The organism is Vibrio sp. 10N.286.51.C3 (genome assembly GCF_003050065.1).
Classification (GTDB): Bacteria; Pseudomonadota; Gammaproteobacteria; order Enterobacterales; family Vibrionaceae; genus Vibrio; species Vibrio crassostreae.
In genome coordinates this window covers 1-16,318 of sequence record NZ_PIGC01000033.1, presented here as the reverse complement: position 1 = coordinate 16,318, position 16,318 = coordinate 1, and the positions used below count along the sequence as shown (strand labels likewise).

The 16,318-nt window shown below is 45.2% G+C and carries 15 protein-coding genes, 4 tRNA genes and 1 other annotated feature; of the genes, 8 read left to right on the top strand and 11 right to left on the bottom strand.

Features of this window, described 5'->3' with window-relative positions; all coding sequences use genetic code 11:
- Positions 1-416: 416 nt before the first annotated feature.
- The 7 genes from CWO27_RS23005 to uvrY form a co-directional block, all read right to left on the bottom strand.
- A tRNA-Gly gene (locus CWO27_RS23005) sits at positions 417-492 on the bottom strand.
- A gap of 32 nt (positions 493-524) precedes the next feature.
- Positions 525-611 (bottom strand) — tRNA-Leu (locus CWO27_RS23000).
- Between the two features lie 80 nt (positions 612-691).
- A tRNA-Gly gene (locus CWO27_RS22995) sits at positions 692-767 on the bottom strand.
- 36 nt (positions 768-803) lie between these two features.
- Positions 804-877 (bottom strand) — tRNA-Cys (locus CWO27_RS22990).
- 266 nt (positions 878-1,143) lie between these two features.
- Positions 1,144-1,701, bottom strand: coding sequence for a CDP-diacylglycerol--glycerol-3-phosphate 3-phosphatidyltransferase (gene pgsA, locus CWO27_RS22985; RefSeq protein ID WP_048659595.1), 558 nt, complete (start codon positions 1,699-1,701; stop codon positions 1,144-1,146).
- A 46-nt stretch (positions 1,702-1,747) separates the two neighbouring features.
- Positions 1,748-3,580 (bottom strand): excinuclease ABC subunit UvrC, encoded by a 1,833-nt coding sequence (gene uvrC / locus CWO27_RS22980; protein ID WP_102432892.1) that lies wholly within the window; start codon positions 3,578-3,580, stop codon positions 1,748-1,750.
- 15 nt (positions 3,581-3,595) lie between these two features.
- Positions 3,596-4,240, bottom strand: a complete 645-nt coding sequence (gene uvrY, locus CWO27_RS22975) for a UvrY/SirA/GacA family response regulator transcription factor (protein WP_017078219.1) — start codon at positions 4,238-4,240, stop codon at positions 3,596-3,598.
- A 426-nt stretch (positions 4,241-4,666) separates the two neighbouring features.
- Here uvrY and CWO27_RS22970 point away from each other — a divergent pair, with 426 nt between their 5' ends.
- Complete coding sequence (locus CWO27_RS22970) at positions 4,667-7,030, top strand: DNA polymerase II (RefSeq protein WP_107899571.1); 2,364 nt, start codon at positions 4,667-4,669, stop codon at positions 7,028-7,030.
- A gap of 141 nt (positions 7,031-7,171) precedes the next feature.
- On the opposite strand, the gene CWO27_RS22965 is transcribed toward CWO27_RS22970, so the two are convergent.
- Complete coding sequence (locus CWO27_RS22965; protein WP_107899570.1) at positions 7,172-7,939, bottom strand: nucleotidyltransferase; 768 nt, start codon at positions 7,937-7,939, stop codon at positions 7,172-7,174.
- A 137-nt stretch (positions 7,940-8,076) separates the two neighbouring features.
- On the opposite strand from CWO27_RS22965, the gene efpL reads away from it, so the two are divergent.
- The 3 genes from efpL (at position 8,077) to CWO27_RS22950 (ending at position 9,616) form a co-directional block, all read left to right on the top strand.
- Positions 8,077-8,646 carry an elongation factor P-like protein EfpL gene (efpL, locus tag CWO27_RS22960; protein ID WP_017055115.1) on the top strand — a complete coding sequence of 190 codons (570 nt, stop codon included), beginning with the start codon at positions 8,077-8,079 and terminating at the stop codon, positions 8,644-8,646.
- Between the two features lie 10 nt (positions 8,647-8,656).
- Entirely contained in the window at positions 8,657-8,986 is a 330-nt protein-coding gene (locus CWO27_RS22955; RefSeq protein WP_004741258.1) for an HI1450 family dsDNA-mimic protein, read from the top strand.
- 147 nt (positions 8,987-9,133) lie between these two features.
- Positions 9,134-9,616, top strand: coding sequence for an RNA methyltransferase (locus tag CWO27_RS22950; protein ID WP_017629620.1), 483 nt, complete (start codon positions 9,134-9,136; stop codon positions 9,614-9,616).
- 218 nt (positions 9,617-9,834) lie between these two features.
- On the opposite strand, the gene rluB is transcribed toward CWO27_RS22950, so the two are convergent.
- From rluB to rnm, 3 genes are all read right to left on the bottom strand, one after another.
- Positions 9,835-10,869, bottom strand: coding sequence for a 23S rRNA pseudouridine(2605) synthase RluB (gene rluB, locus CWO27_RS22945; RefSeq protein ID WP_017055112.1), 1,035 nt, complete (start codon positions 10,867-10,869; stop codon positions 9,835-9,837).
- A gap of 159 nt (positions 10,870-11,028) precedes the next feature.
- Positions 11,029-11,649 (bottom strand): L-threonylcarbamoyladenylate synthase, encoded by a 621-nt coding sequence (locus tag CWO27_RS22940; protein ID WP_009848751.1) that lies wholly within the window; start codon positions 11,647-11,649, stop codon positions 11,029-11,031.
- Positions 11,650-11,711: 62 nt separating this feature from the next.
- Positions 11,712-12,566, bottom strand: a complete 855-nt coding sequence (gene rnm / locus CWO27_RS22935) for an RNase RNM (RefSeq protein WP_017061496.1) — start codon at positions 12,564-12,566, stop codon at positions 11,712-11,714.
- 120 nt (positions 12,567-12,686) lie between these two features.
- On the opposite strand from rnm, the gene CWO27_RS22930 reads away from it, so the two are divergent.
- From CWO27_RS22930 to trpD, 4 genes are all read left to right on the top strand, one after another.
- The gene (locus CWO27_RS22930; protein WP_009848753.1) at positions 12,687-12,812 is read left to right on the top strand and encodes a trp operon leader peptide; all 126 of its coding nucleotides are present in this window, start codon (positions 12,687-12,689) and stop codon (positions 12,810-12,812) included.
- Positions 12,759-12,873, top strand: a sequence feature (Trp leader region). It overlaps the preceding gene by 54 nt.
- A 125-nt stretch (positions 12,874-12,998) precedes the next feature.
- Complete coding sequence (locus CWO27_RS22925; RefSeq protein ID WP_107899569.1) at positions 12,999-14,588, top strand: anthranilate synthase component 1; 1,590 nt, start codon at positions 12,999-13,001, stop codon at positions 14,586-14,588.
- A 2-nt stretch (positions 14,589-14,590) separates the two neighbouring features.
- Complete coding sequence (locus CWO27_RS22920; RefSeq protein WP_048659603.1) at positions 14,591-15,199, top strand: aminodeoxychorismate/anthranilate synthase component II; 609 nt, start codon at positions 14,591-14,593, stop codon at positions 15,197-15,199.
- A gap of 9 nt (positions 15,200-15,208) precedes the next feature.
- Entirely contained in the window at positions 15,209-16,204 is a 996-nt protein-coding gene (trpD, locus tag CWO27_RS22915; protein WP_107899568.1) for an anthranilate phosphoribosyltransferase, read from the top strand.
- Positions 16,205-16,318 lie beyond the last annotated feature (114 nt).

Sequence of the window (16,318 nt, the reverse complement as noted above, 5' to 3'; positions counted from 1 at the left end):
ATTGCGCAGGAAAGTAACATAAAGTGAAATGAACGATCAATAGTTTTTAATAATAGCCTGATAAATAGCAGTGGTGGCTAAGCAATTGCTGAAAATATCGTCAGCAATATCGCTTAAGAAAGAGATCTCCGGTTCATTCGTTCCTCATGCCTGAGGATGACGACACAGGTATATAGGCGGTGTTAGTGATGGCTTGAGGCTGTGCCGCCTTTACATCATTCCCTGGTACGAGGAACGAGTTCATAGGGGATCTCGCTTTTAAAAACTAACTGTTCTAAACGAACTTAATTGCGAAATTTTGAAATAAAAATAGAAGTGAATTTTGAGTATGGATTCAAACAACAAAAGTACAGATATGGAAACGCTGAACGCCAGAAACCAAAAAGCCCGAACATTTCTGTTCGGGCTTTTTAATTTGGAGCGATACATCGGGTTCGAACCGATGACCTCAACCTTGGCAAGGTTGCGCTCTACCAACTGAGCTAGTATCGCATTTGCTTTATCAAGATAAAGACTTTAATAGATGGTGCCCCGGGCCGGACTTGAACCGGCACAGCGCGAACGCCGAGGGATTTTAAATCCCTTGTGTCTACCAATTCCACCACCAGGGCACGCAATTCTTTATTGCGATGCCGATTACTGAAAAGTAAAACACCATCTTAATGCTGATGCCAATCAACATTACAAAATTTGGAGCGATACATCGGGTTCGAACCGATGACCTCAACCTTGGCAAGGTTGCGCTCTACCAACTGAGCTAGTATCGCATTTTCATTCATATTCTTTCTAGAAGAAAGAGAGAATGGAGGCGCCTCCCGGAGTCGAACCGAGGTCCACGGATTTGCAATCCGCTGCATAGCCACTCTGCCAAGGCGCCTTAGTAACTCCAATCGAATCGCTTATTGCCATCCTCTTGGGTACGGGATGCATTCTACGGATTCAGACGATTGAGTCAATATTATTTTTGTATTTTTAATTCGTTTGAATAGATTTCATACGAAACAGGCCAAATAGCTGACTTTATGTTCAAAACACACTGTGAGCGGGTTATTCAAAGGAGATCTATATCACATTAGATATCCGCTATTGATGGCTTAACCTTAGGTTAAAGATCAAAAAAGCGAGCCTCAGCTCGCTTCTTCATCAATGATGTTTTTCGTCTAACAAATCGTCTTTAGCGGCCATCAAGTATTGCGCCATTGACCAGTAAGTAAGAACGGTTGCGACATAGAGTGCAATGTATCCTACCCAAACCATCCAGTCGTCATAGCGCCAGATAAGCACCCAAAGGGCGAACATCTGAGAAACGGTTTTGACTTTACCAACCCAAGATACCGCAACACTTGCACGTTTACCGATTTCAGCCATCCATTCACGAAGTGCTGAAATGATGATCTCACGAGCAATCATGGTCACCGCTGGAATCGTCACCCAGATTGAGTGGTAATGCTCAGTAATCAGGATAAGTGCCGTAGCAACCAACACTTTGTCAGCCACTGGGTCAATGAATGCGCCAAAACGAGACGTTTGCCCTAACTTGCGAGCCAGCATACCATCTAGCCAATCAGTAAAGCCTGCCACCCAAAACACCATCGCAGCAGCAAAAGGAGCCCATTGATAAGGTAGATAAAAAACGACAACGAATACTGGGATCAAAAATAGTCTCAGTAAGGACAAAATGTTAGGTATATTCAAACGCATATTATTGGGCTCTTATTAATTGCGCTTTAATGGTGCGGGATTTTTACTATTGTTTCAATGCTTGATAAATGTTTTCTGCCAAAGAATGACTAATGCCCGGCACTTTGGCTATTTCTTCGACAGTTGCACGCTTAAGTTCTTGTAAGCCACCCATATATTTCAGCAACGCTTGACGACGTTTAGGCCCTACCCCTTCAATTCCTTCCAAAGCACTGGTTCTACGTGTTTTGCCACGTTTAGCTCTATGCCCTGCAATCGCATGATTATGGCTTTCATCACGGATGTGCTGGATAAGGTGTAGTGCTGGCGCATCACTGGGTAAATTGAACTCTTCCCCTTCTAGGGTCACTAGAGTCTCTAAACCAGGTTTACGAGTCACGCCTTTCGCAATACCCATCATTCTTGGTCTAAACGGCCAATCCCCCCAATATTGAGAAATGATCTCATGAGCGCGGTTTAGTTGACCTTTGCCACCATCGATAAAGATAATGTCTGGGATCTTGTCGACATCGAGTTGCTTCGAATAACGCCTCTCAAGCGCCTGAGCCATCGCAGCGTAGTCATCACCACCGGTAATGCCGGTGATGTTGTAACGACGGTACTCCGGTTTAACCGGGCCTTCTTGATTAAATACCACACAAGAAGCTATCGTACTTTCACCCATGGTATGACTGATATCGAAACATTCCATTCGCTTGATAGCATCCATCGACAGCACTTCTTGAAGCTCTTTGAAGCGCTGATTAATCGTCATCTTGTGATTAATCTTGGTAGTAATAGCCGTCAATGCATTGGTGTTCGACAACTTAAGGTAACGACCTCGAGTCCCTGAAGGGTTGGTATTGAAGTGGATCTTACGACCCGCAACTTCACACAAAGCTTCTTGAATCGGTGTCACATCTTCCATCAAATCGGCATTGAGAATCAGACGAGTTGGGATGGTTCTCGCTTCATTATGCGCAAGATAGTATTGGCTTAGAAAACTCGAAAAGACCTCTTCTCGCACCGTATTGTTTGGAATTTTAGGGAAATGGCTTCTACTGCCTAAAACCTTGCCTTGGCGAATCATCAAGATATGAATACACGCTACGCCATTCTCTTGAGCAAAGCCCAACACGTCCATATCTTCCATTGAATCGTCAGATACATACTGTTGTTCTTGCACGCGTCGAATCGCTTGGATTTGATCACGGAAAGCGGCAGCTTGCTCAAAGCGAAGCTCTCGGCTTGCTGTGTCCATCTTTTCGATGAGCGTCTCAAGGACTAATTTATCCTTTCCTTGCAGGAACAGACGAACATAGTCGATAAGCTCGCTGTACTCTTCGTCAGAGATAATCGAGCTGACACATGGCGCAGCACAACGGCCAATCTGATACATCAAACATGGACGTGTTCTGTTGGCATAAACCGTATCTTCACACTGGCGGGCAGGAAAGATTTTTTGTATTAGGTGCAGCGTCTCACGCACAGCGCCGGAATCAGGATAAGGACCAAAATATTCACCCTTTTTCTTTTTAGCACCACGGTGCATCGACAAACGAGGATGCTTGTGACCGCTAATAAAAATATAAGGGTACGACTTATCATCACGCAGAAGTACGTTGTATTTAGGTAGGTACTGCTTGATGTAGTTATGCTCAAGAATAAGAGCTTCGGTTTCCGTGTGCGTTACAGTGACATCGATCTTGTCAATATTGCTGACTAGAGCGCGTGTTTTTTCACTGTCGACTTTTTTACGAAAATAACTAGAAAGGCGTTTTTTGAGGTTCTTAGCTTTACCGACGTAGATAACGACAGCCTCAGCGTTATACATTCGATAAACGCCGGGCTGCTCTGTTACTGTCTTGAGGAATGAGACTGAGTCAAACAAGTTGGTCACTATACGATCTCAGTGTTAAAGGGTCTCAGTGTCTAACATTCCATGTCTAATCGCTAAATGCGTCAGCTCTACATCGCCACTGATATCCAGCTTGCTGAACAAACGGTAGCGGTAACTGTTGACTGTTTTAGGACTTAGATTGAGTTGTTCTGAAATATCCGTCACTTTCTGACCTTTGGTAATCATCATCATGATTTGAAGTTCACGTTCAGATAAGTCTGCGAATGGATTTTCAGACGCAGGAGAGAATTGGCTCAAAGCCATCTGCTGCGCAATTTCTGGTGAAATGTATCGTTGGCCACTGTTAACCACTCGAATTGCATTTACCATTTCATCCGGACCTGCCCCTTTAGTAAGGTAACCAGCAGCTCCAGCTTGCATCACTTTAGTTGGAAACGGATTTTCCGTATGAACAGTTAAAACGATGATTTTAACATCAGGGTTGAAACGCAAGATTTTCTTGGTTGCTTCTAAGCCACCAATACCAGGCATATTCATATCCATCAAAATAACGTCAGTATTATTACTACGACACCATTTTGCAGCATCTTCACCGCTTTCAGCTTCCCCTGCTACGTTCATTCCACGGACGTCTTCAATAATACGTCGTATCCCTGTGCGAACCAGCTCGTGATCATCTACAAGGAAAACATTTATCAAACTTGTATCTCCACACTATTAATTGGCTCTGCAACCACTGTGTCATTTCATCTGTTTGAAACAATTGAACAAAGGAACAGTGGATCGCAGCATTGAGTACATCTTAACTTAATTACTAAAAAAAAGCTCTGTTGAATATGTGCTGAAACACGAACTTTAGCAAGTACTTATTAACAAATAAGCTAACTAAAACAACAAGCTTTTTCTAAAAATCAACCAGTTAAAACAACACCCAATAAAATTACACAAGATAAAGATATTTTCAATACCATTGAATAGCCATTCACGACAATTTCACTTATTTGCTTATGGAGTCCCGTTATTTGCCTCTGTTAACTAGAATTTAGTTAGTATTTTGGTTGCCTGTTGTGCGCAGAGAGCCGCTAGATGGTAGTATTCGATTCCCCATTTCAATAGGTTACTACATTGGATATTCAGCAAGGCTTTGTACTCACAAGACAAGCGAGAGACTTTTCAGGGCGTACCCAAATTGACTTGTGGTTAAGCTCCCCTCAAGGCCCAACTCTGCTGACGATTCAAAATGAAAAACCTGTATTTTTCGTCGCTCAATCTGATGTTGAAGAATGTCAGGCAATCGCAGCGAAAGAGTCGATTGATTGCCAATTCAAGTCCCTAGAACTCGCCACATTCGATCAAACCCCTCTCGCCGCATGTTATACATCACTGGCGAGAAGTAGCTTTGGTTTAGCACAAGCCTTTCACAGCGAAGAGATTCAGACCTTTGAAAGCGATATTCGACTCGCCGATCGATATCTGATGGAACGCTTTATCAAAGGCAGCATTGAGTTCACTGGGACTGCCGTGAAAAAAAGTCAGCATCTTAGAGTTTCCAATGCAAAATGCAGAGCGGGCGATTACTTACCCAGTTTATCTGTGGTTTCACTTGATATTGAATGCTCAGAAAAAGGCGTGCTTTATTCTATTGGCTTAGACAGCCCGATGGACAGCCGAGTCATCATGGTCGGCGAACCACAAAAGGCTGACACAAACGTCCAATGGGTTCCTAATGAGAAAGCTCTACTCGAGGCGATGATTAGATGGTTTTCTGAATTTGATCCCGACATCATCATCGGTTGGAATGTCATTGATTTCGATTTTAGGCTGCTGCACAAACGTTCAGAATGGAACGAAGTGAAGCTCAGCATCGGTAGAGACAATCAACCAAGCTTTTTCCGTAGTTCTGCACAAAACCAGCAAGGCTTTATCACGATCCCAGGCCGCGTTGTGCTGGATGGCATCGACATGCTCAAGACAGCGACCTACCACTTCCGCTCTTGGTCTCTTGAATCGGTATCTCAAGAGCTACTCGGCGAAGGCAAAGACATCCATAACGTTCACGACCGCATGGATGAGATAAACCGGATGTTTAAGTTCGATAAGCCTTTGCTCGCCAAGTACAACCTTCAAGACTGCGTGCTAGTAAATCGCATCTTCGAACACACTCACCTACTCGACTTCGCGATTGAGCGCTCTCGATTAACCGGTGTCGAGCTGGATCGCGTTGGCGGCTCTGTAGCTGCTTTTACTAACTTATACATGCCTCAGATACACCGAGCGGGTTACGTCGCGCCTAATTTAGAGCCCGAGAACTGGATCGCTAGCCCCGGTGGCTATGTGATGGATTCGATTCCCAACCTTTATGACTCGGTGTTGGTACTCGACTTTAAAAGCCTGTATCCATCGATCATTCGATCTTTCTTGATTGACCCGATGGGGCTGATAGAAGGACTAAAGTTAGAGTTAGGCTCTGAAGAAGACCAAGCGGTGGCTGGGTTTCGTGGCGGTCAGTTCCACCGCTGTAAGCATTTTCTACCAGAGATGATCGAAAACCTGTGGGCAGCACGTGACGTTGCAAAGAAGAACAACGAAAAAGCATTCTCTCAAGCGATTAAGATCATCATGAACTCCTTCTATGGTGTGCTTGGCTCTTCTGGCTGCCGCTTCTTCGATACCCGTTTGGCCTCGTCGATCACTATGCGTGGGCACGAGATCATGAAGCAAACCAAGGTTCTAATCGAGGATAAAGGTTATCAAGTAATTTACGGAGATACCGATTCAACCTTCGTATCGCTAAACGGCTGTTACGATCAACAAAAAGCAGACGAGATCGGGAACGCACTGGTCGCTTACATCAACGATTGGTGGACGAATCACTTAAAAGAAACCTACAACCTAACCTCAATACTCGAACTGGAATACGAAACTCACTATCGCAAGTTTCTAATGCCAACCATTAGAGGTTCAGAAACCGGCTCGAAGAAACGCTATGCAGGCTTGATCAATCAAGGCGACCAAGAGAAGATCATCTTTAAAGGGCTTGAAAGTGCGCGAACCGATTGGACACCTCTCGCGCAGCAATTCCAACAAACCCTGTATGAGATGGTGTTTCACGACCAAGATCCAACGGACTATGTCAGACAGTTTGTCGATGAAACCGCTGCTGGTAAACACGATGATTTACTGGTGTACCAAAAGCGTTTGCGCCGCAAACTACACGAGTATCAAAAAAACATTCCGCCACAGGTTCGCGCAGCTCGTATGGCCGATGAGATAAATGCCAAGCTAGGTCGCCCGCTGCAATACCAAAACAAAGGGCGTATTGAATATTTGATTACTCTGAGTGGCCCTGAGCCAAAGGAGTACTTGAAGAGTGGTATCGATTATCAGCATTACATAGACAAACAAATCAAACCGGTCGCAGAGGCTATCTTGCCCTTCATCGGTTTAGATTTTGAACGAGTCAGCGGACAGCAGTTAGGCCTGTTCTAGATTTAGCCCTCTTTTCGAGGCGACATTAGACTCGAGATATCTATTAAAACTCGAGCCACACATAAAAACGAAAAAAGCAGAGAAGTGCTGTGTTACTCAGCCCGCTCTGCTTTTTAGTATTCATTGGGAGGTTACGAATCTCTACCCGATTCGAAACTCAGTTTTCTGATACTGCTTAACCAGCCACTCACCAAAGCCATCAAGAATCCCTATCACCGAACGTTTAGGAATCGGCCTACCAGAAAGTAAAATGCCTAACCTTTGGATTTCGACTTCTTTCTCTGGATGATATTTCAAGAACTGTTGACCACACTCTGTTGGGTCATCGAACCAATATTTGTCACGATACATCACCAAAGAGTAACTGGCTCGCAGAAGCTTCTTGGCAATAATCATCTGCGCGCCTACTTGTTGTTCTGACGTTGTTGCTCGGGCGATCTTATTGCGATATACCGCTAACCAGTTTTCCGCATCCATATTCCAATGCTTAGCGATTTCCCAACTTGTTTCAAAATCACCATAACAATCCGATAAATCTTCACCATGCACGCACACAGCTAAATGCTTGAGCATAAAGCCCCACGTGAATATGTTGTCGAAATCAACTATTTCACTCACTAAGGTGGTTTTTATCGCCACTTGTGTGACCTGCGGGAAGCTCTTTTGAAAACGCCATTTGATAGTATTCAGCAACGTGGTTCGTTGATCTGGGAAAGGACGATGAGTAACCACAACCACATCTAGATTCGAGCGACCGACGACGGCTTGTTTGCGTGCCACACTGCCATAAACATAGACACTGTGTAGATTGGATCCTAACCCACCTTTTAAAAAGGTAATCAGATCGTTAACCACAGGTTGGAATTCAGGTTGAAAAGGCTGTGTTGGGTCAATAACAGGTAGCTGCATAGGTCGTTTCGGTAAATAAAATCATGATTTAACAGTAACTCTATGATCGCCTAGGTGACTTTATGATTCAAGCTATTCCTATTTATAGCATCTCCGAGATATAATCAGCGGATAGACCCACTAAGGACAAACACAAAATGCCTAGAGCAAGTGAAATTAAAAAAGGTTTTGCTATCACAGTAGAAAGCAAAACAGTGATCGTTAAAGATATCGAAGTAACAACACCAGGCGGCCGTGGCGGCCAAAAGATTTACCGCTTCCGTGGTAACGATGTAGCAACTGGCGTTAAAACTGAAGTTCGCCACAAGGCTGACGAAATTGTTGAAACTATTGACGTAACTAAGCGTGCAGTAATGTTCTCTTACGTTGATGGCAACGAGTATATCTTCATGGACAACGAAGATTACACACAATTCATCTTCAACGGTGAGACTATCGAAGACGAACTGCTGTTCATCAACGAAGAAACTCAAGGCATGTACGCGATCCTTATCGACGGCAACGCTGCAACGCTTGAGCTACCAACATCTGTTGAGCTAGTTATCGAAGAAACTGACCCTTCAATCAAAGGTGCATCAGCGTCTGCTCGTACTAAGCCTGCTCGTCTTTCTACAGGTCTTACTATTCAAGTACCTGAATACATCGCGACTGGCGACAAAGTAGTAGTAAACACTGCTGAACGTAAATACATGAACCGCGCAAGCTAAGATACTTATTATGACCGAAGCTAACGACCTAATGTCTTATGACGACGCAATTGACACTGCATACGACATCTTCCTAGAGATGGCACCTGACAACCTAGAACCTGCAGACGTGATTCTTTTCACAGCTCAGTTTGAAGATCGTGGCGCAGCAGAGCTTGTTGAAACTGGCGATGATTGGGTTGAACATGTTGGCTTTGAAGTCGACAAAGAGATCTACGCTGAAGTGCGCATTGGTCTTGTGAATGAAGCTGATGACGTTCTAGACGACGTATTTGCTCGCATGCTAATCAGCCGTGATCCAGAGCATAAGTTCTGTCACATGCTGTGGAAGCGCGACTAGTACCGCTATTGACACTCATCTGCATGAGTAAACAAGTATTCATGTACGCGAGTTAAAAGTTAGCCGAGCCCATTGCTCGGCTATTTTTATCACGCTGTTTCTCATCATGACTACCTACTTTCATCATCAACGTTAGATTCACTGATTATGACCAAAGCAAAAACGGACACACAATCGAAAGGCTATGCCTGCATTGGCCTAGTTAACCCAAAGACGCCGGAAAACGTAGGCTCTGTAATGCGAGCGGCTGGCTGCTATGGCGCCAACTCTGTGTTTTACACGGGCACACGCTACGACCACGCGCGAAAATTCCATACCGACACCAAAGAGAAGCACCTAGCGTTGCCTCTAATTGGTGTTGAAGATCTGAAAGACATTATTCCTGTAGGCTGCGTACCTGTAGCTGTTGATCTGATTGAAGGTGCTAAGCCGCTACCTGATTACAAGCACCCACCACGCGCGTTTTACATTTTTGGCCCTGAAGACGGCACGCTAAAGAAAGAGATCACAGACTTCTGTCGTGAGACGATTTACGTTCCGACCAACGGCTGTATGAATCTAGCAGCATCAGTGAATGTTGTGCTTTACGACCGACTGGCGAAAGGCGATAACTTCTCGAATCATAAGTAGAAGAGATACGAGATACGAGATACGAGATACGAGATACGAGCAGATTATAGATGCGAAAAGCTCGCTTACTGTCGTTTATGGCAGCATGTTTTCGATACTCGATTACTCGCATCTCGCATCTTCTATTTGTTCAGACGTAAAAAAACCTGCTCAATGAGCAGGTTTTTTAGTATTCAGTGCTTTCAGCTAATGAAGCTTACGCGTAAGAACTTACGTAATTACTGACGTGTTCTTGGCTTAGCTGGTTTAGCCGGACGACCGTTGTTCAGTTTAGGCTTACTTTTGTTAGCCTGAGGTTTGCCTTTGTTTGCAGCTGGAGCGCTACGACCTGAATCAGGTGTTGTTGTACCGCGAGTTGCAGGCTTCTTGCGTTTAGTTTGGTTACTGCGGCCTTTTGGTGCGTTAGCACGCTCTTCGTGACGCTTAACAGCACGACGAATTTTTTGGCTACGAGAACGCTCACGCTTACGAGAAGTGTTTGAAGGATCAAGATCCAACAAAGTCTCTTTCTCTGGCTTAAGCTCAACAAGTTCACGCAAGTAGTTAACTTCTTGAAGATCTAGCTCTTTCCAACCACCACGAGGCAGTTTCTTATCAAGGTAGATATCACCGTAACGTACACGTTTCAGGCGGCTTACTGTTGTTTCTTGAGATTCCCAAAGACGACGAACCTCACGGTTACGACCTTCGTTAATCGCTACGTAGAAAGTATGGTTCATACCTTCACCACCAGCGTAAACCACATCTTCAAAACGAGCCATGCCGTCTTCTAGTTGTACGCCACGAGTAACGTTTTTAACTTTTTGCTCAGTCACTTCACCGAATACACGTACTAGGTACTCACGCTCAACCTGACGGCTTGGGTGCATTAGACGGTTTGCAAGCTCACCATCAGTAGTGAAAAGCAAAAGACCCGATGTGTTTGCATCAAGACGACCAACTGAAATCCAACGAGAACCACGGATCTTAGGTAGACGATCGAAAACAGTGCGGCGGCCTTCAGGATCGTGACGAGTACAAAGCTCACCTTCAGGTTTGTAGTAAGCAAGTACACGACAAACCACTTCTTCAGAAGCCTTGCCTGAAACAGTATGGCCATCGATACGGATCACTGAGTTCTCGTCTTCAAGACGCTCACCCAGTTTCGCAACTTGACCGTTAACACTTACACGACCAGATTTGATTAAACCTTCTAGTTCACGACGAGAACCGTGACCAGCTCGCGCTAAAACCTTCTGTAATTTTTCGCTCATTTACTCTTTTCTACCTAATTGTCGTCTTCACAGACGTCGAATGAATTTTTCGCGACCAAATCGCGGTCGCGTATTATCGCAAATAACCTGCCAAAAAGCACTTGTTATTTACTGTGGCAGGTTTGCTGTATCGTTACAGACTGTTAATCAGTAAAGCTATTATTCAAACGGCGCAGGATCGCCCGCACCACGACGCAGAACTACGGCATCATCGTCACTGAAGTCAATAACCGTCGTCGGTTGCTCACCTAAGTAACCGCCATTCAAAATGACGTCAACTGCATGCTCTAGGCTGTCACGAATTTCTTCTGGATCCGACTCAGTCGTCTCGTTACCCGGAAGAATCAGAGACGTCGACATCAGTGGTTCGCCCATCGCTTCCAACAGGTCGAGTGCAATCTTGTTGTCTGGGACACGAATACCAATCGTTTTACGCTTGGCGTTCATCAAACGCTTTGGCACTTCTTTGGTTGCTTTAAAGATAAACGTGTAAGCACCTGGCGTGTGTGCTTTCAGTAGACGGAAAGCCACGTTATCGACGCGTGCATACAGTGATAATTCAGAAAGATCACGGCATAACAACGTGAAGTTGTGCTTGTCATCGATACGACGAATTTTACAGATACGTTCAAGTGCTTGTTTGTTTTCAAGCTGACAGCCCAGCGCATAACCGGAATCTGTTGGATAAACCACTACGCCGCCATTGCGAATAATCGCAACCGCTTGAGTAATTAAGCGTGCTTGTGGGTTATCTGGGTGTACATAAAAAAACTGGCTCATTGTTGATCCTCGTTATCGAATCTCTCGACTCTATCATCAGAAGGAGCTGGTTCACCTAAAGACTATTCAGATGGTGAAACCGTTTGAAACTCCCAATCTTTCCATACTTCTTCGACCCCAGAAGGTAGCCAGAGATTACGTCCAAGTTCCATCCACGGAGATGGGTAATGGAAATCACTGCCTTGGGAGGCTAATAGTTTGTATTGTATAGCATAATCCGCGAGTGTGCGTCTTTCTTGTTGCGCTTGCTGAGGTTGAGCGACTTCCATCGCATCCCCTTTCGCTTCAACAAATGCAGCTAGCAAGCGCTTAACCCACTTGGCTGTAAGGCCATATCGCCCGGGGTGAGCGAGTACGGCTTGACCACCAGCAGCATGAATGGCCGTGACAGCATCACTCATTGAGCACCACGTCGGCGGCACATAACCTGGGTTATTGCGAGTAAGAAACTTTTTAAACACCTGCTGCATGGTTTTTGCGTAGCCGTTGTCGACTAACCACTTAGCAAAGTGAGCGCGAGTAATAGGCGCATCACCCGCAATCAATTTAACTTCTTCTAGCACCCCTTCACGAGTCGCTTTCTCAAGACGGTGAGCGATCATCTCAGCACGCCCAATACGGTGTTGCTTCTGTTGTTCAATGAGCGCTTTGAGTTCTGGTGACTCAGGATCAACGTTTAACCCAACAATATGGATATCTTTGTTTTGCCAAACAGTCGAAATCTCAATGCCGTTGATCAACTGAATCGGAAGGTTGTTATCAGCAATATAGCTGCGTGCCTCAGCAAGCCCATCAGTCGTATCATGATCTGTAATCGCTAGCGCTTCGATGTTAAAGCCAAGCGCTCGGTCAATTAGCTCAGGTGGAGTAAGTCGGCCATCTGAGGCTGTTGTATGACTATGTAGATCAATTCTCATATATTCTTTTTCATTGTTTTCAATTTTTATCGTTATATTTGTGTCAACACACTTGACCCGCAAGCGGAAAACTAGTTAACTAGTACACAAATACGAAGTATCACATTTGATAGGTTCACCATGTTACAAGAATTTAACCAAAACCATAAAGATAAAGTTTTAGAACTTTCTTCAGTAGAAGCAAGTTCAGAGCTTAATTGGTGGCGCACTTGGACAAGTTCTTGGTGGGCTAACGTGTACTTCTAGTTAAACAGTTTGTTTATAAAAAAGTTATCACTAAGCCCGCTTTCATAGCGGGCTTTTTAATTTGTCGAACATCTCACATTCAACTGACTAACAAATCATCGAATTGACCACATTCTAGATTGGGTGAAAGGTATCTTTATGCGACTATGTACGGCAGGAAATTTAAAGAATCATAAAGGAGGTCTTGTGAACAAGGCCATTGAAATCAAAAAGCTGGGAACCATTGAGGTCATCAATTCATCAGTTCCTTACTCGCAAGATCCAACCAGCGTTTTCCATACTCTGTGTGAAAACAAAACAGACAGTTTGCTGTTGGAATCGGCTGAGATTGAATCTAAACAGAACCTGACAAGCCTACTCCTTATCGACTCTGCTGTTCGCATCGTATGTCGCGGACATGAAGTAACCTTTCAAGCATTGACTGAAAACGGTCAAGCGCTAATTGAACACCTTACTCAAAACGTTAAAGCAGAAATTAAATCTGACCTGACTGATAACGTTTTGACGCTGACTTTTGTCGAGCCAAGCAATGAATTAGATGAAGACTCACGTTTAAGAGAAGCCTCTTCATTCGACGCACTGCGTTTAGTTCAGCACAGCTTTGAGCAAGACGCGGATAATAAACACGCGTTATTCATGGCGGGCCTATTCGCTTACGACATCGTGGCAAACTTTGAACCACTCGGTGATGCTGAAGCAACCAACTATTGTCCTGACTTTGTATTCTACGTTGCGGAAACACTGTTGCGTTTCGACCACCAAGAGAACGAAGGCCTACTTCATGCGAGCTTGTTCGCTCAAGATGAAAGCATCAAAGCGCAATTAACTGAGCGCTTAGCCGATATTCAAACTCAGTGTCAGTCACTAAAAGCCATCACAGAAGTAACGCCGCTAGACAATGTTGAAGCGGTACCAAGCGTTTCAGATGAAGACTTCTGCCAAACGGTTCGTGATTTAAAAGAATACGTAGTTAAAGGCGATGTGTTCCAAGTGGTACCTTCACGCCGCTTTACTCTACCTTGCCCTGCTCCATTGGCAGCTTATAAAGAACTGAAACAAAGTAACCCAAGCCCTTACATGTTCTACATGCAAGACGAGCTATTTACTCTGTTTGGTGCATCTCCAGAAAGTGCGCTTAAGTACGAGACCGAAACCAACCAAATCGAGATCTACCCAATTGCTGGTACTCGCCGTCGTGGTAAGCGCCCAAATGGCCAAATCGATTTCGACCTAGACAGCCGTATCGAACTTGAATTGCGTACCGACAAGAAAGAAAACGCCGAGCACATGATGCTAGTAGACCTAGCGCGTAACGATGTTGCACGTATTGCAGAAGCAGGCACACGCCACGTGGCAGACTTGCTGAAGGTTGATCGCTACAGCCATGTGATGCACTTAGTTTCTCGTGTGGTTGGTCAACTACGTGAAGACTTAGACGCACTGCACGCTTACCAAGCTTGTATGAACATGGGCACACTAACGGGCGCACCAAAAATCCGCGCAATGCAGCTTATTCGTGACGTAGAAAAAACACGTCGTGGTAGCTATGGCGGTGCAGTCGGTTATCTAACCGGTGAAGGAACTCTGGATACTTGTATCGTAATTCGCTCTGCTTACGTTGAAGATGGCGTGGCACAAGTACAAGCTGGCGCTGGTGTGGTGTTCGACTCAGACCCACAAGCAGAAGCCGATGAAACTCGCGGCAAAGCACAAGCAGTCATCTCAGCGATTCAAGCTGCACATACTAAAACCATTTCTAACAAGAAGGAGTCGTAATCATGGCTGATATTGTATTCATCGATAACTTCGACTCGTTCACTTACAACCTGGTAGACCAGTTTCGTTCATTAGGTCACAACGTAAAGATTTACCGTAACAACATTCCGGCAAAGGTTGTTGAAGCGGCGATCAACGAACTAGACAACCCGGTTGCACTGCTTTCACCAGGCCCCGGCGCTCCAGCTGATGCGGGCTGCATGCCAGAGCTGATTCAGCTGCTAAAAGGTAAAGTACCAATGATTGGTATTTGCTTAGGCCACCAAGCGATTGTTGAAGCCTACGGCGGCACCGTTGCAGGCGCTGGCGAAATCATTCATGGTAAGGTGTCGCTGATGGAACACCAAAATCATGCGACTTACCAAGGCTTACCTTCTCCACTGGCTATCGCTCGCTACCACTCTTTGGTAGCAACGCATGTATCTGACAGCCTAACCGTGACAGCTGAAGTTGATGACTTGGTGATGTCTGTGGTTCAAGAACAAGACAAGGTTTGTGGATTCCAATTCCACCCTGAATCAATCATGACGACCTACGGTGCAACGCTTCTTGCGAACGCTATCGAATGGGCTCTTGAGAAACCTCTTCGTCTCGAAAAGACTGGAAAATAGGAAACGATCATGGAACAGATTAATAAACTTTACGAACAGCAGTCTCTTACTCAAGAAGAAAGCCAACAATTGTTTGATGTGATCATCAAGGGTGAACTTGACCCAATCTTGATGGCTTCTGCGCTGACTGCACTAAAAATCAAAGGCGAAACGCCCGATGAGATCGCTGGTGCGGCGAAAGCACTGCTTGCCAATGCAAACCCGTTCCCACGCCCAGATTACGATTTCGCAGACATCGTAGGTACAGGTGGCGACGGCCACAACACCATTAATATCTCGACGACTTCTGCATTTGTTGCGGCAGCGTGTGGCTTAAAAGTCGCGAAGCACGGTAACCGCAGTGTATCGAGCAAATCGGGTTCTTCTGACCTACTGGATTCATTCGGTATCAACCTAGCGATGACAGCAGAAGACACACGTACAGCTGTTGATGAACTTGGCGTAGCATTCCTATTTGCTCCGCAGTATCACGTCGGTGTACGTCACGCGATGCCGGTTCGTCAAACAATGAAAACACGCACTATCTTCAACATCCTTGGCCCATTGATTAACCCTGCTCGCCCTAACATCGAGCTAATGGGTGTTTACAGTAAAGAGCTGGTGCGCCCTATAGCTGAAACCATGCTGCAAATGGGCATGAAGCGTGCAGCGGTTGTTCACGGTAGCGGCCTAGATGAAGTGGCGATTCATGGCGAGACCATCGTTGCTGAAATTAAAGATGGCGAGATTCACGAGTACACAGTGACTCCAGCTGACTTTGGTTTGAACACTCACCCTCTTGAAGCTATCAAGGGCGGCGAGCCAGAAGAGAACAAAGCCATCACAACCGATATCCTGACGGGTAAAGGCACTGAAGCCCAAGTTGGCGCAGTAGCGGTGAACGTTGCTCTATTGATGCGTCTATTTGGTCACGAAGACCTAAAAGCCAACGCGCAACAAGCCATTGATGCGATGAACTCTGGCAAAGCATACGAGCTTGTACAAAAGCTTGCTGCGCACGCCTAACGAACGACGAGTTGAGACAAAGAACATGACACAGACTACCGATAAACTGTCGACCCACGTTTCAGTCAAAGAAGCTGAAATGGCGGAAGTACTAGCAAAAATCGTTCGTGATAA